The sequence below is a fragment of the Pusillimonas sp. DMV24BSW_D genome, assembly GCF_011388195.1.
GTDB lineage: Bacteria > Pseudomonadota > Gammaproteobacteria > Burkholderiales > Burkholderiaceae_B > Neopusillimonas > Neopusillimonas aestuarii.
This window is the reverse complement of record NZ_CP049990.1, coordinates 2,650,689-2,677,414: the sequence shown is the minus strand read 5'-3', so window position 1 is coordinate 2,677,414 and position 26,726 is coordinate 2,650,689. Positions and strand designations below refer to the sequence as shown.

The following is a 26,726-nucleotide window of genomic DNA, read 5'->3' as shown; positions in this document are numbered from 1 at the left end:
GAGTAAAACAGGATTGCCTGATGTTGGACGACGCACTTGCTACAACCTTTGCCGACGGTGGGCCGCTTGCTCGTTCGGTGTCCGGTTATCGTCCGCGTCAGGCGCAGTTGGCGCTGGCGCAGGCAATTGAACAGGCGGTTCATGATCATTCCGTTCTGATTGCGGAGGCAGGGACTGGTACGGGTAAAACATGGGCTTATCTCGTACCGGCCTTTTTAAGCGGCGCCAAAGTGTTGGTGTCAACTGGCACGCGTACATTGCAGGATCAGTTGTATCGGCGTGATTTGCCGCGTTTGCGGGAGGCGCTGGCGTTGCCGGTTGGGGCCGCGCTATTGAAAGGGCGCAGCAATTACGTGTGTCACTATCATCTTGAACGTCTGCAAGACGACGACCGGGCTTTAAAGTCGCGTCAGGAGGTCGCCCAGTTAAGGCATATACAAGTATTCGCAACTCAAAGCCAAAGCGGTGACAAGGCTGAATTGACGCAAGTGCCCGATAACGCAGATATCTGGAACCGCGTGGTTTCAACGCGTGATAACTGCCTGGGTCAGACGTGCCCGCATTTGAAGTCGTGTTTTGTTTATAAGGCCAGACGACAAGCGCAGGAAGCAGACGTTATCGTTGTAAATCACGCGCTGTTCATGGCCGACTTGGCTTTGCGCGACGAAGGGATTACTGATTTGCTACCCGAGGTGCAGTTAGTCGTGTTCGACGAAGCGCATCAGCTTCCCGACATCGCGACGCGATTTCTGGGTAGTAGTGTGTCGTCAAATCAGTTGCTTGAGTTGGCACGTCAGGTTGAGGCGGTAGGGCTGGCTCAGGCGCGGGAGGCCACTGACTGGCCGCAATGGCATGTGAAAATTCAGCAGGCGACGCGTGAATTGCGTTTGCGTGTCGACCCGGTGGATCGTTTGCCGGCAAAGAGAGCGACATACGAGTCCATGCCTTCCGCAGAGTCTGTGCACGAGGGTTTGACTCAATTGCATGAGGTTCTTGCTGCGTGCAATGAACGACTTGCTGTTGTCGCTGAAAAGCATCCTGATTTGCAGACCTTGCATCGAACCTGCACAGATTTGGCGGCACGTTTGTTCCAGTGGGCTCGTGCGGCCGCGAACGCGGGGAGTGCTCAGGAACCAATAACGACAACGCTGGTTCGATGGGTTGAAACCAGCCCTCAGCATTTTCGCTTGCATAGCGCCCCGCTGTCAGTGGCACAATTGTTCTCGCGTTTTCGCCGCCCAGACCAATCGTGGGTTTTTACCTCGGCCACTTTGTCGGTTAACGGCGATTTTTCTTATTTCCAGCGTCAGTTGGGTTTATACGACGCCGCCACCGAGCGCTGGGAGTCTCCATTCGATTACGCAACGCAGGGTATGTTGTTTGTGCCGTCCAGTTTGCCGTTGCCTAATTCTCCCGCCTTTACTGAGCAGTTTGTTCAGCAGCTGGTGCCGCTCATCGAAGCCTCGCCCGGAGGGGTGTTGGTGTTGTGTACAACCTTAAGGGCGGTAGATCGTATCACTGAGTTGCTGAAAGAAGCTTTCGACGAACGCGGTATTGATCGCTTGCTAATGCAGCAAGGAGTGGGTTCGCGACGTGGCTTGTTGGAGCGTTTTCAAGCGTCGAAGAATGCTGTGTTGGTGGGGAGTGCCAGTTTCTGGGAAGGGATCGACGTACCAGGCGACGCGCTTACTTTGGTGGCCATCGACAAATTGCCGTTTGCGCCGCCCGACGACCCTGTCTTGGAGGCCCGGCTTAATGCATGTCGTGAAGAGGGCGGGAATCCGTTCATGGAATATCAGCTTCCGGAGGCCGCTGTCGCGTTGAAGCAAGGGGCCGGGCGTTTAATTCGTTCAGAGTCTGATTGGGGCGTGCTGATGGTGGCTGATCGCAGGCTGGTGGATAAGCCTTATGGAAAACTATTGTGGCGGGGTTTACCGCCGTTTGCCCGAACACGAGACCCTGAGCAGGTTCTTGTGTTCATGGCAAAACAACATTGCGCCGAAATCAATTGAAGCGCTAGAACCAGTAAAGAGGATTCCACCAACTGCCTTGTGAGGCGTCTAGGCCTTGTTCATAGTATTTGCTGTTTGGAAAGTTGGTGTCCAGTACACGTTTGGCGTCATCGCGCAGCTCGGGCATATTCAGCTTGTCGTATGCCATGTACATGATGTACAAGGCTTTCTCGGAGATGGGTACCCCTTTGAAGTCGGTAATGACGGTTTGTGCGCGATTAATGGCAGCCAGGTAAGCGCCACGTTCATAATAGTACTGGGCAACATGCACCTCATTTTCAGCCAGGGTGTTCACCAGCCACGTTACGCGCTTTTCTGCGTCGGGGGTGTAGCGGCTGTCGGGGTAGCGGCGAATAAGTTCGGTGAAGGCTTCGTAAGACTCTCTCAGGCCTTTGGGGTCACGCTCGCTGGGGTCTTGCTGGGTGATAGAAGAAAATATCGCGCTGGGCGGAGTGAAGGTAATCAGCCCTTTCAGGTACAGCATATAGTCGGTACCGGGGTGGTTCGGGTACTGTTGCTGGAAGCGGTCGATTGCCGCCAGAGCCTGTTCGGGCTCGTCGTCCTTCCAGTTTACGTAGGCAAGGTCGATGAGCGCTTGTTGGGCGTAGCCCCCAAAAGGATAGCGTGCTTCCAGTGATTCAAGATGCGTTCGCGCGTCGGTCCAGTTTGAATCGCTCATTTCCATGCGTGCTTCGCGGTAAAGCCGTTCAGCGCTCCAACCGGCGGTAGGGTCGGCGTCGGGTTTGCTGAGCGATCCGCAGGCGGCGAGCAAGACGGAAAACGCGAACAGCGCGGCCAGCCGGAACAGTCGGGACATTCCCAGGGGTAAAGAAAACATCAGAGTAGAGCGAGTCACAAAAGCATCCTTGGTGTTAGCATTGCACGCAGATTATATGATTTGTCGATATGCCTGACACAGATATTACTAAAGATTATGCAATGCGTTGATTCCAGCCCCGAGGTTTTGACTTTCCGGCTACCCATTACGGCCGGCCCCGACAGGTTGGATAAGGTTTTGGCGCAACATATTCCGGAGCACTCCCGCAGTCGCTTGCAAAGTTGGGTTGAGGCGGGTCAGGTTTGGGTCAATGGTACCCCGGCTAAGGTGCGACAGAAAGTGGGGCCGGGGGATCATATCGAAGTTCATGTGCAACCGGCACCTGAACAGCAGGCATTTACGCCTGAAAACGTGGATTTCGAGGTGGTCGCGCAATCACCGGATTGGGTTGTTGTAAACAAGCCTGCCGGCCTGGTTACACACCCCGGCGCGGGCAACTGGAGCGGGACGCTGCTGAATGGTTTGCTTTTCCGTTTTCCCGAACTTGCGTCTGTGGCCCGGGCAGGCATTGTTCACCGGCTCGACAAAGATACGTCCGGCCTATTGGTTGTAGCACGCAATGAAACAACCCAAACACATCTTGTACGTCTTTTGCAGGCCAGATCAGTCAAACGCGTTTATGCTGCTTTGGTGCACGGAAATGTCATAAAAAAAGGAACGGTCAATCGTCCGATTGGGCGCGACCCCCATGTCCCGGTGAAGATGACTGTGGAACGACCTATTGCGCCTAAAGAGGCCATTACTCATTACGCACCTCTTGCGCATGGCAGCGATCTTGCCGGCCAGGCTGTTTCGCATGTTCAGTGCGAGTTGGAGACCGGGCGCACGCACCAAATCCGCGTCCATATGGCAAGTATTCGTCATCCCCTTGTCGCAGACGTGTTGTACGGTGGCAAGTGTGTTGCCGGCGCGCAGCGACAAATGTTGCACGCACACGCCTTGAGTTTTGTTGATCCCGCTTCCAATGCTTTGGTGTCGTTTGAGGCGCCTTTACCGTCTGACTTCAAGGCTGTAATGGAACAACTGTCGTGGGATGTGCAATAGGTAATACCAGGTGAAGTCAAACAAACCGAGGTGGGTGAGGTAAATGGTTGAAGAAATGAATGGGCGCCTGTTACGCATTACCGGCACACCTTGGTCCGGTGTTCATTATTTCTGCTCGACCCGACAGGGCGGAGTGAGTGCGGAGCCCTACAGTAGTCTGAATCTGGCAACGCATGTTAACGATAACGTTGAGAAAGTGGCTCTAAACAGGGCGCGTCTTGAGGCTTTGCTGCCAGGGCCTCCTCAATGGCTGGAGCAGATCCACGGAGTGGATGTGGCGGAGTTCAACGGTGACGCCCCAACTCAGTGCAGGTCGTCTGTTGTGTGTGCCGATGCTGCAGTGACCACCCGTTCACAATGCGTGCTTGCCATACTGACGGCCGATTGTCTGCCGGTGGTGCTGGCCGATGAGGCCGGCTCGGTTTTGGGGGTTGCGCATGCGGGCTGGCGTGGTCTGGCTGCCGGCGTGTTGGAAAATACCATTTCGGCGATGCGAAAACATTTAAAGCCCCAAAGTGTCCTAAGAGCCTGGATTGGGCCCGGTATTTCTCAAGCTGCGTTTGAGGTTGGGCCTGAAGTGCGCGCGGCTTTTGTCGACCCTGATGCGTCGACGTCGGTTTATTTTGTGCAGCGTTATGCCGAATATCCTGGTGCCGGCCAAAAATGGCTGGCCGATTTACCGGGGCTGGCGCGTCATCGCCTGTGGGCCGCGGGCGTGGCCAATATCGAATTAAGCGGCCATTGCTCATTTCGTGAGTCGGCGCTTTTCTACTCTTATCGTCGTACGCCGCATACCGGCCGAATGGCGACGGTGGCCTGGTTAAGCGGCGCTACCGACTAACCCGAATTGACACATGAATCAATGACGGTCACTATCCCTATGAAACCGGTACATCATAAAATGCAGGCAGGTCGTCGTAATGAATTCACCTCGTTTCCCCGATAGTCTGGCCCAACTCCAGGGCGAATTCATGTCTGGCTGGCAAGATTTGCTGGCGCAGGCACAGTCAGGCTCTTTACCGGTTCCCAAAGATCGCCGCTTCAGCAGTTCAGCCTGGCAGGCGCATCCCAATTTTCTTTTTCTGGCGCACGCGCATTTACTGGCAACACAAACCATGCAACGCATGATTGAGGCCGCCGACTTACCCGAAGATCAGCGTGAGCGCTTGAAATTTTCAGCCATGCAATGGCTTGATGCCGTAGCGCCGTCGAATTATTTGGCGACAAACCCCGATGTACAGCAAACGCTGCTCGAGACCAAGGGAATGTCATTGCTTCAGGGGATGACGAACTTCCTTGAAGACATGCAAAAAGGGCGCATGTCGCAAACGGATGAAAGTCGTTTCGAGGTTGGTGTGAATCTGGCGGTTACACCCGGCCAGGTCGTCTACGAAAATACGCTGTTTCAGTTAATTCAATACGCACCGCAAACCGCACAGGTATACAAAACACCATTGCTCATGGTGCCGCCCTGCATCAACAAATACTATATTCTCGATCTCCAGCCCGATAATTCTTTTGTTCAGTATGCGGTCGAACAAGGCTTTACGGTGTTCATGATTTCATGGCGTAATCCACAACCCAATGATACTGATGGCATCGATAAAGCCACGTGGGCCGATTACCTGCAGCATGGTGTATTGCAGGCTATTGATGTTGTGCGCGATATTTCCGGTGAAGACAAAATCAATGCACTGGGCTTTTGCGTGGGGGGAACTTTGTTGGCCAGCGCTTTGGCCGTGGCGCGTGCGCGCGGCGAGAACCCGGTTAACAGCCTAAGTTTGCTCACGACTTTTCTGGATTTTTCAGATACGGGAATTCTGGATATTTTTGTCGACGACGCGCATGTGGCGTACCGCGAACTGCAGCTTGCGCAAGGCGGCTTAATGTCGGCGCGCGAGTTGGCGTCCACGTTTTCGTTTTTGCGCCCCAATGAACTGGTGTGGAACTATGTGGTAAGCAATTACCTGAAAGGGCAGTCCCCACCCGCGTTCGATTTGCTCTACTGGAACGCCGACGGTACCAACTTGCCAGGCCCGTTCTTTGCCTGGTATTTGCGTCACACTTATCTGGAAAACAGTCTGGTTCAACCGGGGAAGGTGACGGTCGACGGCACGCCGGTTGATTTGGGCAAAGTCGATATGCCGGTGTATTTGTATGGATCGCGCGAGGACCACATTGTGCCCTGGCGATCAGCCTATGCCAGTGCCAAATGGTTGCCCAATACCCAGCGATTCGTGCTCGGGGCGTCTGGGCATATCGCAGGGGTCGTTAATCCGCCCGCCCGACAAAAGCGCTCATACTGGACGGCCGATTTACCTCAAAAACCCGGTGACCCGCAACAATGGTTTGACCAGGCAAAGGAGAATCCCGGAAGCTGGTGGCCCGATTGGTCTGATTGGTTGGCAAGCCATTCCGGGGTTAGGAAGCGCGCGACCAAACGAATGGGTAATGCCAGACATCGTCCTGTTGAAGCTGCGCCGGGTCGTTACGTCCGGTTGCGAGCAGTGTAGGATTTCGAAAGGGTAAAGCAGGGGATAAAAATGGCCGGAAAAATAGCGTATGTAACCGGGGGCATGGGCGGCATTGGAACTTCCATTTGCCAGCGCCTGGCGAAAGAGGGGTTTACTGTGGTGGCCGGCTGCGGTCCGAAACGTAACTATCAACAGTGGCTCGAAGAGCAAGCCGCGCTGGGTTATCAGTTTCATATCTCAATGGGGAACGTGGCCGATTGGGACTCGACGGTTGACGCTTTCAATAAGGTTAAGACTGAACTTGGGCCGATCGATGTGCTTGTGAATAATGCCGGTATTACGCGTGATGGGCTATTTCGCAAAATGTCACGCGATGATTGGTACGCTGTCATGGACACCAATTTGAATAGCTTGTTTAATGTCACCAAGCAGGTGATTGAAGGCATGGTCGAGAGGCAGTGGGGTCGCATCATTAATATAAGTTCCGTTAACGGGCAGAAAGGGCAGTTCGGGCAAACCAACTACTCTACCGCTAAGGCGGGTATTCATGGTTTCACCATGGCCTTGGCCCAAGAGGTCGCTGCCAAGGGCGTCACTGTGAATACGGTGTCGCCGGGTTATATTGGTACAGATATGGTTCGGGCAATGCGCCCGGATGTTCTCGAGAAAATCGTTAATACGATTCCAGTGCGTCGCCTTGGCACACCAGAGGAAATTGGTTCCATCATTGCATGGATCGCGTCTGATGACGCGGGCTTTGCAACCGGTGCTGATTTTTCCCTGAACGGCGGCCTGCACATGGGTTAAGTTCAATTCATAATGAGCAACTATGGCAAGAGCAGCAAAATCAGCCGAATCGAAAAGCCGGTTAATTAAAAAATATCCCAATCGGCGGTTGTACGATACACGTAACAGTGCCTACATTACGTTGGCCGACGTCAAGCAACTTGTGCTCGACAACGAGTCTTTTACTGTGGTCGATGTCAAGTCGGGTGAAGACCTTACCCGCAGTATTCTGCTGCAAATCATTCTTGAAGAGGAAACCGGCGGTATGCCGATGTTTTCCGCCGATGCACTGGCGCAAATTATTCGTTTTTACGGCAACTCAATGCAGTCGGTGATGGGTGTTTTCCTGGAAAAGAACATTAAAGCCTTCATTGAAATCCAGGAAGGGATGGCCGAACAGTCGAAAAACTTGTACGGTGGTGCTGCAGGGCCTGAAGCCTGGACTCAATTCATGAGTGTGCAAACGCCGGTGTTGCAAAACATGATGAGCCAGTACATCGATCAAAGTAAAAATTTATTCGTGCAAATGCAGGATCAAATGCAGGATCAAACCCGCAATTTGTTTTCCACGTTTCCGTTTAATCCTGCGGCGCCGCAAAACAAGAAAAACGATGACTCCTGAGGGGTCGCAAACGGCAGGGCGCAGTAATCAGGTACTTTTGCGAAAAGGGCTATGCGTAGATAATACCTGGGCGTAATGATCCACCGCCTGGGTTTCTTCGTCGAGGAATCGGGCAATGGCTTTTGCAAAACCAGGTTCGCCAACCCAGTGTGCCGACCACGTTTTCACAGGCAACAGCCCTCGCGAAAGTTTGTGTTCGCCTTGTGCTCCGCCCTCGAAAACTTCAATGCCGTTTTCAATGCAATAAGCAATCGATTGCAAATAACAGGTTTCGAAGTGCAGGCCTGGAATAAATTCCATACTACCCCAGTAGCGCCCGTACATGCGGTTGGACGTTTTCAGATTAAGCGCGCAAGCGATTGGCTTATTGGCGCGTTCTGCAAGTACCAGCATGATGCTGTTTGGCATCGCGTTATGTAGTTGTTGGAAAAAATCGAAGCTCAGATAGGGCGGATTACCGTGCTCGTAATAGGTTTTTTCATAGCATTGATAAAAGAAAGACAGGTCGGCCATGTTGATGTCTGACCCACTGAGCCATTTGAACGTAACGCCGGCATTCTGTACTTTCTTCTGATCCTGGCGAATTTTTTTTCGATGCTTTTGGTTCATCGACGCTAAAAATTGGTCGAACGACGCATAGCCTTGGTTCAGCCAATGAAACTGTACTGTCTCACGGAGCATGTAGCCCGCCTCAAGCAATGCCGCCCGGTCATCATCGTTTGGAAAAAGAATATGCACTGACGACAGGTTGTTTTGTTGTGCGATGGATTGTGCCGCGATAGCCAGTTTGACGCGATCTTCGTGCGAAGTGGCCAGGAGCCTTGGTCCGGGAACGGGGGTAAAAGGGATGGCGCTTAACAGTTTTGGGTAATACTCCAGGCCATGCTGCATGAATGCCCGCGCCCATGCGTAATCGAATACGTACTCGCCGCGCGAGTGCGACTTAACGTACATTGGCATGACGGCAGCCAATTCACCATGTCGTTCCAGCACGAGGAAGTGGGGCGCCCAGCCTGTTTGTTCGCAGGCACATTGTGTTTGAGTGAGTAATTGCAGAAACTCAAGCTGAAGCATGGGTTGATTCCCTGCTAATTTATTCCAGCTTTGGCGGTTCAGCTTTGTCAGGTCGCGAATTAAAGAGTATTGTTCAGACAATAGTTGGCTCGGTTGGCAAATAGTAAAAAGATGGGTCTATTTTAGAATGGCGCGCCGGCCTGCAAAGTGCCTGCCTCTTGTTTTTTGGATGTAAGTGTAATGAAGCGAATAAAGGTGCATGTGTTGGTTGCCCAGAGCGACGGCCAGGCACGCGCTGATCCGCTTTGGCAATGGTTTGAAAACGGTGATGCGCATTCGGCCATCTTGTTGTCTTGCTCGGAGTCGTTGGTTGAAACCGCCAAGGGTGCCGCATGGCATTACCAGCGTCAGCTTTCGCTGAATGAGTATGTTTGCTTTTGCTGTAAGGCGCAAGGACCGGTATTGGCTCTTTTGCGCGACGTGTTTTTACAGGCGTTGCACCGGAAGATCGCGCCCTTCACGGATGTGGTTGTTCATACAACGGAGCCGCTGGATGCTATTTCTTTGGCACGGGCGCTCGTGTTGGACCCATTTTTGGCCGATAGATATGAGTATGGTGAAGCCGGTCAAACTCCTGCCGCTTGTGTGGGAGTAATGGGGGTTGCACTTGCCAAAGCGCGGGCGCTTGAGCGGCAGGGGCCTGGCACGCCTTCTGATTTATAAATTTTTATTAGTAATGAACCGTGCGTTGCTTTCGCCGGTAACGCTGCAAACAAAAAAGCCTGCTGTTAAGCAGGCTTTAGTGCAGATTCTTGGTTGCGGGGGCAGGATTCGAACCTACGACCTTCGGGTTATGAGCCCGACGAGCTGCCAGACTGCTCCACCCCGCGTCTGGAAAACATAATATTAACGTACTATTACGGTCATAGCAAGTCGCGTGGTAAATAGTGCACAATGTTTTATTGAATGTTGTGCACTTATTTCAATTACAGCGTAAAATTAAATTCATTCAAATACATGACAGATAACGAAATCATACGGGTGCTTGAAACGGCGCTATTGTGTGCCGATGCACCGTTGTCCACAACAGAGCTGCGAAAACTTTTTGCATCGGAGGAAGTCTCTCCCGATGACATCCGCAGGTTGTTGTCTCTGTTGCAGCTAGACTGGGCAGAAAAGGGTCTTGAACTGGTATCTCTTTCAAGTGGCTGGCGTTTTCAAAGCCGCCCTGAAATGCAGCGATACCTTGAACGCCTTAATCCCGAGAAGCCTCCTCGTTATTCCAGAGCGGTTCTGGAAACGCTTGCGATCATCGCTTGGCGTCAACCGGTCACCCGGGGCGACATCGAAGACATTCGTGGTGTCACAGTGTCGTCTCAGATCATCCGTACGCTCGAGGAGCGCAGTTGGATTGAAGTCTTGGGGCATCGTGATGCTCCCGGTCGCCCGGCTTTGTTTGGCACGACAAAACAGTTTCTGGATGATCTCGGTTTACGCTCGCTCGACGAGTTACCTGCCGTTGAGTCGAACGAGGCGCTGGATGTTCTTGAGGGTCTTGATCTTGGTGAGCAGGCGGATCAGGCGATGGAAAGGGCTGATGAAATCGAGACAGACACTTCAGAAGATTTATCACAAACAGGCGAAGCCGATTCGCCGACACGCAGTTCTGATTAAAACGGAGTTTGCTTTTTACTTATGAACGAATCCACCACCGAGATGCCCAAGCAGGGTATCGACGTCCAAAACGAAAATAAAGAAAACACGTCGAACGCGAAAGGGCGAGGGCGAAAGCTGCGTACCCCTTTTCGACGTCGTCGGGGCGATGCGGAAGTAACCGATCAAAATTCGACGGTTGAAGCGGGTGAGGCGCCTCCGAAAGCCGAGCAGAGCGCACCCCAGCAACCCAGGAGTACAAATAAACGTACGCCCCGCAAACCGCGTAAAAAGGTTGATGCTCCTGACGGAGACAGCGACAACGCGCTAGCTTATCTTGATACCGCACAGAAAACCGAGCAGCGTCTCAGCAAGTATTTAGGTAGCGATGCTATTGCGCCGAAGCTGCACAAGGTGCTGGCCGATGCCGGCATCGGGTCCCGCCGTGAAATGGAGGAACTGATTATTGCAGGTCGTGTTTCGGTTAACGGCGAACCGGCCCATATCGGCCAGCGCGTCAAGCCAAACGACCAGGTTCGGGTTAATGGGAAACCCATTACGCGCAGGAATCCGGCCAAGCCGCCGCGCGTCATTCTTTATCATAAACCTGCCGGTGAGATTGTCAGTCATGATGATCCCGCGGGTCGTGCCAATGTTTTTGCCCGATTGCCCAAAATGAAAGTAGGTAAATGGCTGTCTGTCGGGCGGCTCGACCTAAATACCGAGGGTCTGCTTATTTTGACGACGTCCGGTGACTTGGCTAATCGTTTGATGCATCCTCGTTATGGTGCAGAGCGGGAATATGCCGTGCGCGTTTTGGGTGAGTTGGATGAAGCGCAACAAAAGTCGCTGGTGAAGGGAATTCAGTTAGACGACGGTGAAGCAAAGTTTGGTTCGCTCGAGTTTCTTGGCGGTGAGGGCAGTAACCGTTGGTACCGCGTTACGCTAACCGAAGGCCGGAATCGTGAAGTGCGACGTATGTTTGAAGCGGTCGGTGTGACAGTCAGCCGCCTTATTCGTACGCGTTTTGGTGAAATTATCCTTCCCCGCAATTTGCGCCGGGGCCGTTGGGAGGAGCTTGACGCAACGTTGGTCACTGCGTTGATGGTTAAGTTTGGCCTGATTCGCGATGGCGAAGAGCAGCCTCAAGGCCGGCGCGGGCGTAGCTCGCAACAGCCTATCTCGCACGATAGCGCATTACCGCCCGGGTTTGGCACATTGGAGCGCAATGGTTTAAGCGGAGCGAAAATCAGCCGGCGGGGCAAATTGTCCGGAGGACGCGTGGCGGCGGCAACGGGTGCCTCGTATCCTTCGGATCCCTACGGCACGGGCTTAACGTTATCCGGTGGGTTGCCCAATGGTCACCCTGAAGGCCTAGGAGGCAATAAGAATAAAAAACGTAAAGGGCGTAAGCAGCCCGCTGCGGTCGCAGGGCCGACATCATCTCGCAAAGCGGCACCGCGCAATGCGCGCCCAGGGGCACCCAAAGCCGCTCGTCCCGGTCGCGGGAACAAAGGCGGGCGCGGGCCGGCGAAGGGAGATGATTGGCAGCCCAAAGGTGCGTCGGCACATGAGTCTCGTCTGGGCGTGCTGAAATAAAGTTTTTTTGCGTAAGCCTTCGTGAAAACAGGAATTTCTATGAAAATCTGTTAGAATATAGGGCTTTACCAGCTATATAGTTTTCGGCCGCAACAGGCGATCGTATAGCGACGCATTTTTGAGTGTGTCTTATGGGTCTTATAGGTTGGGCAAAATATTTGCTCGAACCTTTTGAAGGCGTAATAACAGTGGGCTGGTGTACAGCCCTTTTTTTTTGAATTTATGGCAGATCTGTTCGCATTAACGCAGGAAGTCTTGCATGGTACCGACTTGGAGCTCGTCGACATCGAACGTGCGCCCATGGGTTTGTTGCGTATCACGCTCGACCGACCGGGTGGTGTGCGAATAGAAGACTGCGAAATGGTTTCCAAGCAGCTGTCCCGCGTTTTCGAAGTTGAAAATATCGATTATCAACGTCTTGAGGTGGGGTCGCCGGGCGTTGACCGGCCGCTTCGCCAGGAACAGGATTTTTTTCGATTCGCTAACGAACGAATCGAAATTCGGTTGCGCCAGCCGGTTAATAATCGCAAGGTTTTTGCCGGAATTTTGCGTGTCGATGAGAATGCAGGTGGTTCTTCCCCGTTGGCTTTTCGGCTCGAACTCGAGCCAAAATCAAAGAAAAGCCCGGCTGAGGAGCTTAGTTTTACGTTGGACGACATTGATCGTGCCAAACTGGATCCCGTACTTGATTTCAAGGGTAAAAAGCGATGAGTCGCGAAATTCTTCTGTTGGTTGACGCCTTGGCGCGTGAGAAAAACGTACCACGCGAAGTGGTTTTTGGTGCGCTTGAGAACGCGTTGGCTTCGGCTATGAAAAAGCGTTTCAAGGAAGACGCCGACATTCGTGTCTCGATTGATAGGGACACAGGTTCGCACGAGGGGTATCGGCGTTGGCTGGTTGTGCCCGACGAGGCCGGTCTTCAAGAGCCGGATCAACAGGAGTTGTTTTCCGAAGCTCAGGAAATCGTGCCCGATATTGAAGTGGGCGAGTATATTGAAGAGCCGCTTGAGCCTGTGGAGTTCGGGCGTATTGGCGCCCAAGCTGCCAAACAGGCAATTTTGCAGCGTATCCGCGATGCGGAGCGTGAGCAATTGTTGAATGATTTCCTTGAGCGCGGCGAAACCATTATCTCCGGTACGGTTAAACGTATCGATAAAGGTGATGTCATTATCGAGGCCGGCAAAATCGAAGCGCGCCTGCCCCGCTCTGAAATGATCCCGAAAGAAAACATCCGTGTGGGCGATCGTATTCGTGCCTGGGTGCTGCGCGTTGATCATTCAGCACGAGGGCAGCAGGTTATTTTGTCGCGCACGGCGCCCGACTTCATTCGTCAGTTGTTTGAGAACGAAGTGCCGGAAATCGAACAAGGTTTGCTTGAAATTAAAGCCGCCGCTCGCGACCCGGGTGTGCGGGCCAAGATTGCGGTGGTGGCCTACGATAAACGTATCGATCCAATCGGCACGTGCGTGGGAATGCGTGGTTCTCGTGTAACCGCAGTTCGTAATGAACTGGGCGGCGAGCAAGTAGACATCGTTTTGTGGTCGGAAGACCCCGCCGAATTTGTCATTGGTGCGTTGGCACCGGCAACCGTTGAGTCGATCGTTGTCGATGAAGACAAACATGCCATGGACGTTGTGGTGGATGAAGAGAACCTGCCCAAGGCAATCGGGTCTCGTGGCCAAAATGTTCGTTTGGCCTCGGAACTGACGGGCTGGCAGATCAACATCATGACGCCGGAAGAAAGTCAAAGCCGCCTTGAGCAAGAGCGTACCGAGTTGCGTCAGATGTTTATGAGCAGGTTAGATGTTGATGAAGAAGTGGCCGATATCCTTATAGATGAAGGGTTTACCGGCCTTGAGGAAGTGGCGTATGTGCCGATCCAGGAATTGCTGGATATCGAGGCGTTCGACGAGGATACGGTCAATGAGTTGCGTTCCCGGGCCCGAAACGCCTTGCTTACCGAGGCAATCGCCCAGGAAGAGCGCGTGCAGCGTACCGAACCTGAGTTGCTTGAGCTGGAAGGGATGACCCCAGAGCTGGCTGCCCGCCTGGCTGAGCATGAAGTGTTTTCGCGTGATGATTTGGCGGAACTCGCTACCGATGAGTTGTCGGAAATGTGCGAACTTGATGAAAAAGAAGCCAGTGAATTGATCATGAAAGCGCGAGCGCATTGGTTCAGCGATGAAGCCTAGCTTTGTACGCTTCCTTTTTGAGCCCGTATGTATTGAATAAAGTTGTCGTATAAGAGAGAGTCGAATGTCGAGTAACACCGTCGCCCAGTTCGCCGTTGAACTGAAAATGCCCGCAGACGCACTGCTGGAGCAGTTACGCGCTGCAGGCGTTGATTTGAAATCGGTTGACGATAGTGTCACCGATGCAGACAAGGCGAAACTGCTCGATTCGTTGCGTCGCTCCAAAGGAGCCGGCGATGGAAAGAAAATTACGCTTACCAGACGTCAAACGTCAGAAATTCGTCAAGCTGATAGTTCCGGTCGTTCGCGCACCATTCAGGTTGAGGTCCGTAAGAAGCGGGTTTTTGTGAAGCGGGAACCTACTGACCTTGAAAGCGCACGTAAAGCGGCCGAGGTGGCCGGCTCAGAAACTGATGCGACGACAGTAGGGAAAGACGACGATCAGAATGCGCAAACGACGGCGCCGGTAACCGATATTCCTGTGTCACAAGAGCAAGCTACAAGTTCTGCGGCTGTTGAAAGTGCAGCATCTACGCCTGAAGCGTCTGATGCAGACGCTACCGCAGCCAAAGGGCAGGAAAAGGACGTAGACGAAGCAAAGTCGTTGCCCAGTCAGCCTGTCGCTGATGATCACGCTCGTGACGATGTTGCTGCCGGTACAGACGAGGAAGCTGACGCTAAACCTAAAGACATCACTGAGCCGACGGCCGACACGGCTGAGACATCTGTTTCCGATCAGGTCACCGAAACAGGTCAGCAAGAGAGCGCCGGCGAGGCTAAAGAAGCCGAGGTGGTGGCAAAGGCTGAGGCTGTGGAGCCAACTGCTGAAGTGCCCGATGCGGACACAGAAGCGGCCCAAAAAGCGGTTGAGCGCCGGGCTAAATCTGAGAATGATAAGGTCGGCTCATCCGGGCCCGGTAAAAAAGTCGCCGCCAAGAGAGTGGCGGCCAAGGCGCCCGCGGGGAAACGCGCTGCTGCGCAAGACGATACCGATGCGCCCGATGAGGAACGTGACCGTGCCCGTAAGGCGGCTGAAGCTGAAGCCGCAGCACTGCGCCAAATGTTAAATCGTCCGCGTAAAGTGCTTAAGGCACCTGAAGACGAAGGTGGCATATCCGGTACTTTGCACAAGCCTGCAGGTAAAGCAGGCAAGAAAGACGGCAAAGCGGCCGACGGCAAGAAAGGTCGTGCAGGTGATGCCGGTTGGGTTGAAGAAGGCGGTGCTCGCAAGAAGCCCGCGGCTCGCGAAGCAGTTGCTGCGCCTCCGCCAGGCCGTGAGGGATGGCGTGCCGGCGGCAAGGCGGGCAAGGGCGGTCGCGGTCGTAATAGCCGTCAAGCTCAACCCGAGCGCAAAGAGCCGCAAGTCGTTGAGTTTATTGCACGTGAAATACATGTGCCTGAAACCATCACAGTGGGCGATCTGGCACATAAAATGGCAATTAAAGCGGCCGAGGTTATCAAGCATCTTATGAAGCTGGGCCAAATGGTGACCATCAATCAGGTTCTTGATCAGGAAACGGCCATGATTGTTGTTGAGGAGTTGGGTCACACCGCTATTGCGGCGAAACTCGATGATCCCGAGGCTTTCCTTGTTTCGCCTGAGGTGGACGTGCAGGCCGAGTCCTTGCCGCGCGCACCTGTTGTCACGGTGATGGGTCACGTTGACCACGGTAAAACATCTTTGCTTGATCACATTCGACGCGCGAAGGTGGCCTCCGGTGAGGCAGGCGGTATTACGCAGCATATTGGTGCATACAGTGTCAAAACAGATCGTGGCATGGTTACCTTTCTTGACACCCCCGGTCACGAGGCATTTACGGCTATGCGTGCGCGTGGCGCCAAGGCGACTGATATTGTGATTTTGGTGGTGGCCGCCGACGACGGCGTGATGCCACAAACCAAAGAAGCTGTTCATCATGCCAAGGCTGCTGGCGTTCCGTTGGTTGTTGCGGTGAACAAAATCGATAAACCGGAAGCTAATCCAGATCGTGTCAAGCAAGAGCTGATTTCGGAAGAAGTTGTGCCGGAAGAATATGGTGGTGATGTGCCCTTCGTACCGGTGTCGGCCAAAACAGGTCAAGGCATCGATGATCTGCTTGAACATGTGTTATTGCAGGCGGAGATCCTTGAGCTTAAGGCACCTATAGAGGCGCCTGCCAAGGGTATCGTCATTGAGGCGCGACTCGATAAGGGCCGAGGACCGGTTGCGACTGTATTGGTTCAAAGCGGCACATTAACCCGTGGCGATTCCATTTTGGCAGGAGCCAGCTATGGTCGGGTTCGCGCGATGTTGAATGAGAACGGTAAGCCGGTAAACACCGCAGGCCCGTCCATTCCAGTTGAAATTCAGGGCTTAACGGAAGTGCCGGCCGCCGGTGATGAAGTGATTGCGATGGCCGATGAACGCAAGGCACGTGAAATCGCCTTATTCCGTCAGGGCAAGTTCCGTGATGTCAAACTGGCACGTCAACAGGCAGCCAAGCTTGAATCCATGTTTGAAAACATGGGCGAAGGCAGCCAAACGTTAGCGCTTATCGTTAAAACCGACGTTCAAGGTTCGCAGGAAGCATTGGTGCAGTCATTGCTTAAACTTTCAACCGAAGAGGTTCGGGTTCAGGTTGTGCATGCTGCTGTGGGTGGTATCTCTGAAAGTGACGTGAACCTGGCGATCGCTTCGAATGCCGTCATCATCGGTTTCAATGTGCGCGCGGAACAAAGTGCGAAGAAGCTGGCTGAAAACAACGGCATCGATTTGCGCTACTACAACATCATTTACGACGCTATCGACGATGTTCGCAAAGCCATGTCGGGCATGCTTGCCCCTGAGCAGCGTGAAGAGGTGATCGGCTCGGTCGACATTCGCGAAGTGTTTACTATTTCCAAAGTCGGCAATATTGCCGGTTGTATGGTTACCGATGGTGTCGTTCGCCGCGACGCGCAAGTACGCTTGTTGCGCAACAATGTTGTCATCTGGACAGGTGCAATCGATTCCTTGCGTCGCTTCAAAGACGACGTTAAAGAAGTTAAAGCCGGCTTTGATTGCGGTATTACTTTGAAGAGTAGTATTGATCTTGAGGTGGGCGACCAGCTTGAAGTATTTGAAATCAAGGAAGTTGCTCGGACGCTGTAAATATGGGACGTCACAAGTCAAAACCCGCCACCAGCCGTAACACGCGGTTGGCCGACCAGATACAAAAAGATCTTGCGATTCTGATCCAACGCGAGGTTGATGTATCGCGGGCGGGGCTTATTACGCTAACCGGCGTTGAGCTGTCTGCCGATTACGCTCATGCTAAGGTATATTTTACCGTGATGGGTGCCGAGCCTGATGCGGCTAAAGCAGTGCTCGACGAAAAAGCCGGTTGGTTGCATTCGCTGTTATTTAAAATGTTGCACATTCATACTGTGCCTACATTGCACTTTCATCATGATGATCAGCTTGCGCGGGGCCTGGCGCTCTCGCGGCTTATTGATCAGGCCAATGCGCCGCGTTCCCAGGAAGCTGGGGCCGAGCCCGACGAACCCGACGAACGGTCCTGATTCGGGCTGTCGTATTTTCTTTAGAGTTATTAACGATGGCATCCCGACGCGGGCAGTTGCTCGATGGCGTATTGTTGCTTGATAAACCTCAGGGTTTGTCGAGTAATCACGCCTTACAGCGGGCTAAGCGTACATTGGATGCGCGCAAAGCCGGACACACTGGTACGCTGGATCCTTTTGCTACCGGATTACTTGTTTGTTGTTTGGGTCGTGCCACCAAAATTGCCGGCAACATGCTTGCCGCCGATAAGGCATATGAAGCCACGTTGTTGTTCGGTGAAGAGACCGACTCCGGCGACTTGACCGGAAATATTGTTAGCCAGGCCGGATCAGACTTTCAAGAGGTTGAGCGTGCCCGGTTCGAGGTTGTACTGGACGCGTTTCGGGGAGAAATTTCGCAAATCCCCCCAATGTATTCAGCATTGAAGAAAGATGGGCGTCCGCTGTATGAGTACGCCCGAAAAGGGGTGGAAATAGAGCGTCCGCCACGTCAGGTCGTAATCCGAGAGCTTGTAACCCGTGCTTTTGATGGGCGCCAAGCCACCATTTACGTACATTGCAGCAAGGGCACGTATATACGGACATTGGCGCAGGATATTGGGCGTATGTTGGGTTGTGGCGCTCATTTAGTTGCATTACGACGCACCAGCGTCGGGCCGTTTCAGTTACAGGATGCGGTTGATTTGGATACTTTACAGGCGATGCCTACGCCCCAAACTGCGTTGATATTGCCGGAAAATTTACCCGAGGGCCTGCTGCCGTCGGGCACTAAACAGAAAGGATGAATTTATGAGCCGTGCGTTGCGTAATGTTGCCATTATTGCCCACGTTGATCACGGGAAGACGACACTGGTTGACCAGCTACTGCGTCAGTCGGGTACTTTTCGTGATAACCAGCAAGTGTCTGAACGCGTGATGGATTCAGGCGATATTGAGCGCGAGCGAGGTATCACGATCTTGTCGAAGAACTGTGCGGTGGAGTACGAAGGTACGCATATCAATATTGTTGATACCCCCGGTCACGCCGATTTCGGCGGAGAGGTCGAACGGGTTCTGTCGATGGTCGATGGTGTGTTGCTACTGGTTGATGCCGTTGAAGGGCCGATGCCGCAAACACGCTTTGTAACCCGTAAGGCACTGGCATTGGGTCTTAAACCGATTGTGGTGGTTAATAAAATCGACCGTCCCGGTGCCCGTATTGATCACGTTATTAACGCCACGTTCGACTTGTTCGACAAATTAGGCGCAACTGAAGAGCAGCTCGATTTCCCCATTGTTTATGCATCGGGTCTGTCGGGTTATGCCGGGCTCGAACCCGATGTGCGCGAGGGCAATATGCGGCCGTTGTTCGAAGCGATTCTGAAGCATGTTCCAGAGCGCGATGACGATGCCGATGGCCCATTACAGTTGCAAATCATCTCGATGGACTACAACAGTTATGTAGGTAAGATCGGCGTGGGCCGTGTTAATCGTGGTCGGGTGAGAGCGGCTCAAGATGTGCTGGTTCAGTTTGGCCCTGAAGGTGCGCCCATCAAGGGGCGCATCAACCAAGTGCTGAAGTTCCGAGGTCTGGAGCGCGAATTGGTTGACGAAGCTCAGGCCGGTGATATTGTGCTGATTAACGGCATTGAAGAAATCGGTATTGGTTGTACAGTCATGGATCCCGCCCAACCCGATCCCTTGCCTTTGTTGCGCATCGATGAGCCGACGCTAACCATGAACTTTATGGTAAATAGTTCACCCTTGGCCGGCCGCGAGGGGAAATACGTTACCAGCCGCCAGTTGCGCGATCGTCTTGAGCTGGAGTTGAAATCGAATGTCGCGTTGCGCATGGATCCAACCGACGACGATATGGTGTTCGAGGTACGTGGCCGTGGTGAATTACACCTGACGATTCTGCTCGAAAACATGCGCCGCGAGGGCTACGAGCTGGCTGTTTCACGGCCACAGGTTCTGATTAAAGAGGTCGATGGGCAGAAAATGGAGCCTTTTGAGCTGCTGACGGTCGACGTTGAAGAGGGACACCAGGGCGGCGTTATGGAAGAGTTGGGGCGTCGAAAGGGTGATCTGCTTGACATGCAATCGGATGGCCGCGGTCGCACGCGTCTGGAATATCGCATCCCCGCTCGCGGGCTTATTGGCTTCCAGGGCGAGTTTCTGACACTGACCCGCGGTACCGGCTTGATGAGCCACAATTTCGACGAGTATGGCCCCATGCGTGAAGGAGGGGTTGGTGAACGACGCAACGGTGTATTGATCAGTCAGGATAATGGTAATGCCGTTGCCTACGCGCTCTGGAAGTTACAAGAGCGTGGCCGTATGTTCGTCAGCCCGGGTGAGGCAGTATATGAAGGCATGGTTATTGGCATTCATAGCCGGGACAACGATTTGGTGGTTAATCCCATCAAGGAAAAAAAGCTAACCAATATTCGTACGACCAGTAAAGATGAACATATCGACTTGGTGCCGCCTGTTAAGCTTACGCTCGAATACGCCGTTGAATTTATCGATGACGATGAGTTGGTTGAGGTGACGCCGAAATCGATTCGTTTGCGTAAGCGCTATTTGCAAGAGCATGAGCGCCGTCGCATGGCACGTGAAACCGTAACAAGCTAACTTAATGCATTGGGCAGGCAAGAAGAAAGACGCCGGACCAAACTAAGCTGAACCACACCCCAAAAACTGAACATCGTTTCAAGTTTTGGGGTGTTTTTCATTTTGGCGAAAACACTCGGGTCGGCTTCCCGCTTGGGTTGAGAGTGGGGGAGTTATTCAGGAATAATTGCGGCATATCCCAATTGATCGGCCTGGCTTTGCATGAATGTCTGAATTGCATGCATGGCCTCGTCGATATCGTCGGTCATGGTCATCAGTTGTAGGTCGTTCGGACCAATTAACTGACGTGGTTCGAGTTCGTTGGCGATCCACTTCAGCAGGCCGGACCAATAATCGCTGCCCATTAGAATAATTGGGGCGTGCGGAATTTTGCCGGTTTGTATTAAAGTAAGAACCTCAAATAGTTCATCGAGCGTACCAAAGCCGCCGGGTAAAGCGATAAACGCCGCACTGTGCATGAAAAAGGTTGCTTTACGGGAGTAAAAATACTCAAAATGCAGGCTATGCGTTTGGTAGTCGTTGTTCTTGGTTTCCTTGGGTAGTTTGATATTCAGGCCAATGCTTTGTCCGCCCGACGTGTAAGCCCCTTTATTTGCGGCCTCCATAATGCCCGGGCCACCCCCTGCAATAACGGGTAGGCCGGCTTGGGCCAGCCGGGTACCCAAGGCTTCGCCCATGGCGTAGTATGGCGAGTCTGGTTTAATACGGGCACTGCCAAAAACGCTTACGCCCCAGCCAATTTCCTGAAGCGTGTCGGCAGCGGTCTGCATCTCTGACATAATCACGGGAATCTGCCGGCTAACCGGCGTACGTACGACTTTATTACGACTCATGAAAAAAACCTTGTTACTTGTTGATGGTTCCAGTTATCTGTACCGGGCGTTTCACGCGCTGCCTGACCTTAGAAACGCCAAGGGTCAGCCAACCGGAGCCTTGTATGGTGTCATATCAATGTTACGGAGGCTGTCTCAGGATTACAAGGCAGATTACGCGGCCTGCATTTTTGATGCCAAAGGCAGTACGTTTCGCGACGAAATCTACCCTGAGTATAAAGGGCATCGGCCTTCCATGCCTGAAGACCTGGCTTTGCAGATCGAGCCGATTCATGAAGCCGTGAAAGCCATGGGCTGGCACGTGTTAACGGTGTCGGGGGTTGAGGCCGATGATGTCATTGGCACATTGGCGCATCGCGCCACCGAGAAAGGGGTATACACCGTTGTATCGACCGGTGATAAAGACCTGGCCCAGTTGGTTAATCACCACGTAGAGCTGGTTAACACCATGACCGGCGGGAAGCAGGATGTCCAGGGAGTGACCGAAAAGTTTGGGGTCCGCCCGGATCAAATCGTGGAATATCTGATGCTGACAGGAGATGCTGTTGACAACATTCCCGGTGTTGAAAAAGTAGGACCCAAAACGGCGGCCAAATGGCTCAACCAATATGGCTCAATCGATGAAATAGTGAAGAACGCCGACGAAATCAAAGGCGTAGCCGGCAAGAATTTGCGAGAAGCGATTCCTAACTTCGAAATGACGCGTCAATTGCTGACTGTAAAGGTCGACTGCGATATCCCATTCCTGGCTGATGATTTCTCAGATTTGGTTCCGAAAGAGCCCGATCGCGAAAAACTGGTGCAGCTGTACGATGAATTCGGCTTTAGAACCTGGTTGCGCGAACTGACAGGGGATGACGAGCGGGTGCCGAGCCAGGATAGCCGAGTGGCGGCCGATCCGCCTGCGGCGCCCGATAACGTTGAATACGATACGATTCTTGACTGGAAGGGTTTTGATACCTGGTTGGAGCGAATTGAGTCTGCCCCGTTAGTAGCACTGGATACGGAAACGACGTCACTTGACCCGATGGCCGCCCGGTTGGTGGGTATGTCGATGTCAACTGCTGCGGGCACAGCATGCTACATACCTTTGCGCCACTGCGGCCCCGACCAGGTCGATCAACTGCCGTTTGACGAAGTCATGAATCGGTTACGCCCGTGGCTGGAGAACGACAAAGCGCCCAAGTTGTTGCATAACGCGAAGTACGATGCGCATGTGTTTATGAATGAAGGAATTCAACTGGCCGGTATCGTGCACGACAGCATGTTGCAAGCTTATGTTCTTGAATCCCATCGTCGTGTGAATATGCAGGAACTGGCCGAGCGTTGGCTGGGGCGCAAAGGAATCAGTTATGAAGATTTGTGCGGCAAGGGGGCCAAGCAAATTGGCTTTGAGCAGGTGGAGGTTGAAAAAGCGGCGTTCTATGGTGCAGAAGATGCCGACTTTACCTGGCAGCTTCACGAGGTGTTGTTACCAAAAATAAAAGCGTCTTCCGAACTTGAGCGTATTTACACGCTGGAGGTGGAAACATCGGCTGTGCTCACGACAATCGAGCGCAACGGCGTTCTAATCGACGCGAAATTGCTGGGTGAGCAAAGCGGGGAAATTGGCAAGAAAATGGCCGAATTCGAAGCTAAGGCACATGAATTGGCGGGGCAACCGTTTAATTTGAACTCCCCCAAACAGTTGGGCGAAATTCTGTTCAACACCATGAAGCTGCCGGTGGTGCGTAAAACAGCGGGTGGAGCCCCTTCTACCGACGAAGAGGTTTTAACCAGGCTGGCGCACGACTACCCTTTGCCGCAGGTTATTCTGGAATATCGCGGCTTGGCCAAGCTTAAATCTACCTACACCGATAAACTGCCCAAGATGATTAACCCGGATACTGGCCGGGTGCATACGCGTTACTCTCAGGCGGCGGTCATTACTGGGCGTTTGGCATCATCCGACCCCAATCTGCAGAATATCCCGGTTCGCACGCCGGAAGGGCGCCGCGTTCGCGCTGCGTTTATATCCAGAAACGGAAAGATCGTGTCGGCAGACTACTCGCAAATTGAACTGAGAGTCATGGCGCACGTGTCTGGTGACAAAAGCCTGCAAAAAGCGTTTGCCGATGGGTTGGATATTCACCGTGCGACGGCAGCCGAAATTTTTAACGTGGCGCTGGGCGATGTCACTTCGGAACAGCGACGGTCAGCCAAGGCCATTAATTTCGGGTTGATATACGGAATGGGCGAGTTTGGGCTTGCCAACGCACTGGGTATTACGCGCGACGCCGCCCGTTCTTATATTGATCGTTACTTTGCCCGTTATCCGGGTGTGGCTCAGTATATGGAGGACACCAAAGCCAGGGCGCATGAGCAGGGTTATGTTGAAACAGTTTTCGGGCGTCGTTTGTGGTTGCCGGATATTAAAGGTGCAAAAGGGCCGCGGCGCGCAGGCGCAGAGCGTGCAGCCATTAACGCACCCATGCAAGGTACGGCTGCCGATCTCATTAAAATGGCCATGGTTGCTGTGCAGAAATGGATTTATGAACAGAAGCTTGAAACATTAATGGTGATGCAGGTGCATGACGAACTGGTGTTTGAAGTACCTGAAAAAGAAGTGGATACGGTAACCAAGTCGTTGCCGGATCTAATGTGTCATGTCGCTAAACTGGATGTTCCGTTGTTGGCTGAAGTAGGCGTCGGCCCCAATTGGGAACAGGCTCATTAAGGAGGATTTATGTCGTTTTCACCTATTACCGGTGCAGCACCTACCGTGATTCATACGCCAGCCGATGGCCTTGATCAGGGTGCGATCAAAATGCCAACATTCGATGGCGAGATTTCTGCCTATTATGCAGCGCCCGCCGGTCAAAAAAATGCGCCGGTATTGCTGGTCGTGCAAGAAGTGTTCGGATTGCACGAGCATATTCAAGACGTGTGTCGCCGTTTTGCAAAAGAAGGTTATTTTGCGGTGGCGGTTGAACTGTATGAGCGTCAGGGGGATGCCTCCAAATATACCGACGTACCGACATTGATTCAGGAAATTGTTTCGAAAGTGTCCGACGAGCAGGTTTTGGCTGATTTGGATGCCAGTGTTGCATGGGCTAAACAGCAAGGGGCCGATACGAGCCGTTTAGGTATTACTGGTTTTTGCTGGGGCGGGCGTATTACCTGGATGTACGCTGAACATAATGCAAGTTGTAAGGCGGGCGTTGCCTGGTATGGGAAGCTGGCGGTTGGTCATGGGCCGTTGCAAAAGCGCAATCCTATTGATGTCGCCAACACGCTTAAAGCGCCGGTATTGGGCCTTTATGGGGGGCAAGACGCCGGTATTCCGTTAGATGACGTACACCGGATGCAAGATGCATTGGCAAAGGGAAATGATATGGCCAAGGCGTCGGAGGTTATTGTGTATCCTGAATCGAATCATGCGTTCTACGCAGATTATCGGCCAAGTTACAACGAAGCGGATGCCAAAGACGCCTGGTCTCGCGCGTTGAATTGGTTTAAACGGTATCTGGCTTAAATGAAAATGGGCCCCTACGCGGTGGTGGGGCCCATTTTCGTTAGCTTAACTGCGCATTTTGCAGCGCCCGAATTCGTTGTTCGATAGGCGGATGGGTGGAAAACAGGGCACTAATTCCGCCGCCGCCCGAGATGCCGGCCGCTTCAAATGATTCCGGCAGTTTACCGGGCTGCAGTCCTCCCAAGCGGGCCAATGCTTTCATCATGGGTTCGCGAGCTCCCATTAATTTGGCACTGCCTGAGTCGGCCCGGTACTCACGTTGACGTGAAAACCAGGCGACAATAATCGATGCCAGCAAGCCGAAGATGATTTCGCACACAATAACGACACCAAAATACCCCAGGCCCAGACCTCGTTCATTTTTAAGAATGACGCGGTCAACGAAATAACCCACTACTCGGGCCAGGAACACCACAAATGTATTCACAACGCCCTGGATCAGCGTAAGTGTGACCATGTCACCGTTTGCGACGTGGGCTACTTCATGCCCCAGCACAGCGGCGACCTCTTCTTCAGTCATACTGCTGAGCAACCCGGTCGAGACGGCAACCAGCGCATTGTTACGGAACGCACCGGTGGCAAACGCATTGGGTGGCCCGTCGTAGATCGCGACTTCGGGATGGCCGATACCGGCGCGGTCAGCCAGTTGATGAACGGTTTCCACCAACCATGCTTCTTGACGGCTGGATGGCGCTTGGGGGTCGATAACGCGGGCACCAGTGGAGCGTTTCGCCATCCATTTACTGATCAGCAAAGAAATGAAAGCGCCGCCAAAGCCAATGAATGCCGAGAAAATAAGTAGCTGAGTCAGGTTCAGCCCTTGTTCATCCAGATAGCGCCCAACGCCCAGAATACTCATCGTGATGCTGAGCACAACCATAACGGCGATATTGGTCATTAGAAAAAGGAAAATACGTTTCATGCTCGGAGGTTCCTGCAAGATATGAATGCGCGAAGTTTGACACAAAATATGGGGTCAGGTTCATTGAATTCAAAGGTATTGAACGTAAAATCTGACAACCAGCTGAAGAAAAATAATCTTACAGGCGCAGTATAGTATTGTCTTTGCAATTTTTCCGGGAAGAGAATTCGCCAAATGCAGTCTTTGTGGATGATTCTGGCCTGCGCCATGTTTGCCTTAATGGGCGCCTGCATTAAGATTGCTGCCGATTTTGGGGCGTCCCTGGCACAAATCGTTCTGTTTCGTGGTATCCCTTCAGTACTGCTGTTATTAGGTTGGGCGTTGCTGACACAACGTGTGATTCGCCCATCCAGCTGGAAACTTCATTTCCGGCGCAATATCTCGGGCGTCAGCGCCATGTGGTTGGGTTTTTATGCGTTATCGCATCTGCCGTTGCCCACCGCCGTCAGCTTGAACTACACATCCCCGCTTTTTATTACCGGTTGGATGTTGGCTTGGGGGGGCGCAAAACGAGACTATCTTCGCGCTGTTGCAGTTTGCATCGGTTTTGTCGGTGTGTTGGGTGTGTTGCGGCCCAGTATTGGTAACGACGAGTTTTTAGCCGCTATGACAGGTTTGGGTTCGGGCGCACTCGGTGCGATCGCCATGATGCAGGTAAGGCAATTGGGGCGTGCGGGTGAGGCCGAATGGCGCACTGTCATGATCTTTTCGTCGTGTGTTTGCGCCTCCAGTGCGGTCGGCTTGTGGTTGCAGGGTTGGAATAGTCTGGGCCTGGAGGCTTGGTTGGCCTTAATGGGTCTGGGCTTGTCGGGTTTGATCGGGCAATTGGCCATGACGCGCGCTTTTGGCATGGGCAAAGCATTGTTGACGGCAGCGCTTCAATACACCACTATTATTTTTGCGGCCATTATCGGTATTGTTTTTTGGGGCGATTACCCCGATTTGATTGCCTGGGTCGGAATGGCGCTGATTATCGGTGCGGGTTTAATTTCAACGTGGCGTACGTACATGGAAAGTCGTCACCTTCGCCGGCAGGGCATAAAAACAGTAAAGGTTTGAAAGGGGTA

21 protein-coding genes, 1 tRNA gene and 1 pseudogene are annotated in these 26,726 nt (G+C 52.9%); 18 read left to right on the top strand and 5 right to left on the bottom strand.

The window, feature by feature from the left end:
• The first annotated feature begins 20 nt into the window (after positions 1-20).
• On the top strand, positions 21-2,012 hold the full coding sequence (gene yoaA, locus G9Q38_RS12930; RefSeq protein ID WP_166131717.1) for a DNA repair helicase YoaA: 1,992 nt from the start codon (positions 21-23) through the stop codon (positions 2,010-2,012).
• Between the two features lie 4 nt (positions 2,013-2,016).
• Here yoaA and G9Q38_RS12925 read toward each other — a convergent pair whose 3' ends face one another.
• Positions 2,017-2,829, bottom strand: a complete 813-nt coding sequence (locus G9Q38_RS12925) for an outer membrane protein assembly factor BamD (protein ID WP_228276234.1) — start codon at positions 2,827-2,829, stop codon at positions 2,017-2,019.
• Between the two features lie 117 nt (positions 2,830-2,946).
• On the opposite strand from G9Q38_RS12925, the gene G9Q38_RS12920 reads away from it, so the two are divergent.
• From G9Q38_RS12920 to phaR, 5 genes are all read left to right on the top strand, one after another.
• Positions 2,947-3,894 (top strand): RluA family pseudouridine synthase, encoded by a 948-nt coding sequence (locus tag G9Q38_RS12920; protein ID WP_166131714.1) that lies wholly within the window; start codon positions 2,947-2,949, stop codon positions 3,892-3,894.
• 43 nt (positions 3,895-3,937) lie between these two features.
• A complete protein-coding gene (gene pgeF / locus G9Q38_RS12915; protein ID WP_205962298.1) occupies positions 3,938-4,735 on the top strand; it encodes a peptidoglycan editing factor PgeF in 798 nt (265 codons plus the stop codon).
• A 79-nt stretch (positions 4,736-4,814) separates the two neighbouring features.
• A complete protein-coding gene (locus G9Q38_RS12910) occupies positions 4,815-6,407 on the top strand; it encodes a PHA/PHB synthase family protein (protein ID WP_166131711.1) in 1,593 nt (530 codons plus the stop codon).
• Positions 6,408-6,437: 30 nt separating this feature from the next.
• Entirely contained in the window at positions 6,438-7,175 is a 738-nt protein-coding gene (gene phbB / locus G9Q38_RS12905) for an acetoacetyl-CoA reductase (RefSeq protein WP_166131708.1), read from the top strand.
• A gap of 22 nt (positions 7,176-7,197) precedes the next feature.
• Positions 7,198-7,776 carry a polyhydroxyalkanoate synthesis repressor PhaR gene (gene phaR / locus G9Q38_RS12900; RefSeq protein ID WP_114421824.1) on the top strand — a complete coding sequence of 193 codons (579 nt, stop codon included), beginning with the start codon at positions 7,198-7,200 and terminating at the stop codon, positions 7,774-7,776.
• Positions 7,777-7,803: 27 nt separating this feature from the next.
• On the opposite strand, the gene G9Q38_RS12895 is transcribed toward phaR, so the two are convergent.
• Positions 7,804-8,931 carry a GNAT family N-acetyltransferase gene (locus tag G9Q38_RS12895; RefSeq protein ID WP_166131705.1) on the bottom strand — a complete coding sequence of 376 codons (1,128 nt, stop codon included), beginning with the start codon at positions 8,929-8,931 and terminating at the stop codon, positions 7,804-7,806.
• A 99-nt stretch (positions 8,932-9,030) separates the two neighbouring features.
• Between G9Q38_RS12895 and G9Q38_RS12890 the strand changes: the two genes are divergently transcribed.
• Positions 9,031-9,513 (top strand): hypothetical protein, encoded by a 483-nt coding sequence (locus tag G9Q38_RS12890; protein WP_166131702.1) that lies wholly within the window; start codon positions 9,031-9,033, stop codon positions 9,511-9,513.
• A 90-nt stretch (positions 9,514-9,603) separates the two neighbouring features.
• On the opposite strand, the gene G9Q38_RS12885 is transcribed toward G9Q38_RS12890, so the two are convergent.
• Positions 9,604-9,680, bottom strand: a tRNA-Met gene (locus G9Q38_RS12885).
• 127 nt (positions 9,681-9,807) lie between these two features.
• Here G9Q38_RS12885 and scpB point away from each other — a divergent pair.
• The 8 genes and pseudogenes from scpB to typA all read left to right on the top strand — a co-directional run.
• A pseudogene (scpB, locus tag G9Q38_RS12880) lies at positions 9,808-10,458 on the top strand (SMC-Scp complex subunit ScpB); the annotation flags it as partial.
• Positions 10,459-10,485: 27 nt separating this feature from the next.
• Positions 10,486-12,042 (top strand): 23S rRNA pseudouridine(2605) synthase RluB, encoded by a 1,557-nt coding sequence (gene rluB / locus G9Q38_RS12875; protein ID WP_166131699.1) that lies wholly within the window; start codon positions 10,486-10,488, stop codon positions 12,040-12,042.
• A gap of 222 nt (positions 12,043-12,264) precedes the next feature.
• Positions 12,265-12,753, top strand: coding sequence for a ribosome maturation factor RimP (gene rimP, locus G9Q38_RS12870; RefSeq protein ID WP_166131696.1), 489 nt, complete (start codon positions 12,265-12,267; stop codon positions 12,751-12,753).
• Positions 12,750-14,234, top strand: a complete 1,485-nt coding sequence (nusA, locus tag G9Q38_RS12865) for a transcription termination factor NusA (protein WP_114421830.1) — start codon at positions 12,750-12,752, stop codon at positions 14,232-14,234. The genes rimP and nusA overlap by 4 nt, the downstream gene beginning before the upstream one ends.
• A gap of 64 nt (positions 14,235-14,298) precedes the next feature.
• Positions 14,299-17,364 (top strand): translation initiation factor IF-2, encoded by a 3,066-nt coding sequence (infB, locus tag G9Q38_RS12860; RefSeq protein ID WP_166131693.1) that lies wholly within the window; start codon positions 14,299-14,301, stop codon positions 17,362-17,364.
• Between the two features lie 2 nt (positions 17,365-17,366).
• Positions 17,367-17,774, top strand: a complete 408-nt coding sequence (rbfA, locus tag G9Q38_RS12855; RefSeq protein WP_166131690.1) for a 30S ribosome-binding factor RbfA — start codon at positions 17,367-17,369, stop codon at positions 17,772-17,774.
• A 35-nt stretch (positions 17,775-17,809) separates the two neighbouring features.
• Positions 17,810-18,559, top strand: a complete 750-nt coding sequence (truB, locus tag G9Q38_RS12850) for a tRNA pseudouridine(55) synthase TruB (RefSeq protein WP_166131687.1) — start codon at positions 17,810-17,812, stop codon at positions 18,557-18,559.
• A gap of 4 nt (positions 18,560-18,563) precedes the next feature.
• On the top strand, positions 18,564-20,390 hold the full coding sequence (gene typA / locus G9Q38_RS12845; protein ID WP_166131685.1) for a translational GTPase TypA: 1,827 nt from the start codon (positions 18,564-18,566) through the stop codon (positions 20,388-20,390).
• A 152-nt stretch (positions 20,391-20,542) separates the two neighbouring features.
• Here typA and G9Q38_RS12840 read toward each other — a convergent pair whose 3' ends face one another.
• A complete protein-coding gene (locus tag G9Q38_RS12840) occupies positions 20,543-21,223 on the bottom strand; it encodes an LOG family protein (RefSeq protein ID WP_166131682.1) in 681 nt (226 codons plus the stop codon).
• Here G9Q38_RS12840 and polA point away from each other — a divergent pair.
• Positions 21,222-23,939, top strand: coding sequence for a DNA polymerase I (polA, locus tag G9Q38_RS12835; protein WP_166131679.1), 2,718 nt, complete (start codon positions 21,222-21,224; stop codon positions 23,937-23,939). The genes G9Q38_RS12840 and polA overlap by 2 nt on opposite strands.
• Positions 23,940-23,948: 9 nt before the next feature.
• Complete coding sequence (locus G9Q38_RS12830; RefSeq protein ID WP_166131676.1) at positions 23,949-24,737, top strand: dienelactone hydrolase family protein; 789 nt, start codon at positions 23,949-23,951, stop codon at positions 24,735-24,737.
• 40 nt (positions 24,738-24,777) lie between these two features.
• Here G9Q38_RS12830 and htpX read toward each other — a convergent pair whose 3' ends face one another.
• Positions 24,778-25,659: a protease HtpX gene (htpX, locus tag G9Q38_RS12825; RefSeq protein WP_166131673.1), complete on the bottom strand. Its 882-nt coding sequence runs from the start codon at positions 25,657-25,659 to the stop codon at positions 24,778-24,780.
• Between the two features lie 174 nt (positions 25,660-25,833).
• On the opposite strand from htpX, the gene G9Q38_RS12820 reads away from it, so the two are divergent.
• Positions 25,834-26,718: a DMT family transporter gene (locus G9Q38_RS12820; protein WP_166131670.1), complete on the top strand. Its 885-nt coding sequence runs from the start codon at positions 25,834-25,836 to the stop codon at positions 26,716-26,718.
• Positions 26,719-26,726: the final 8 nt, after the last annotated feature.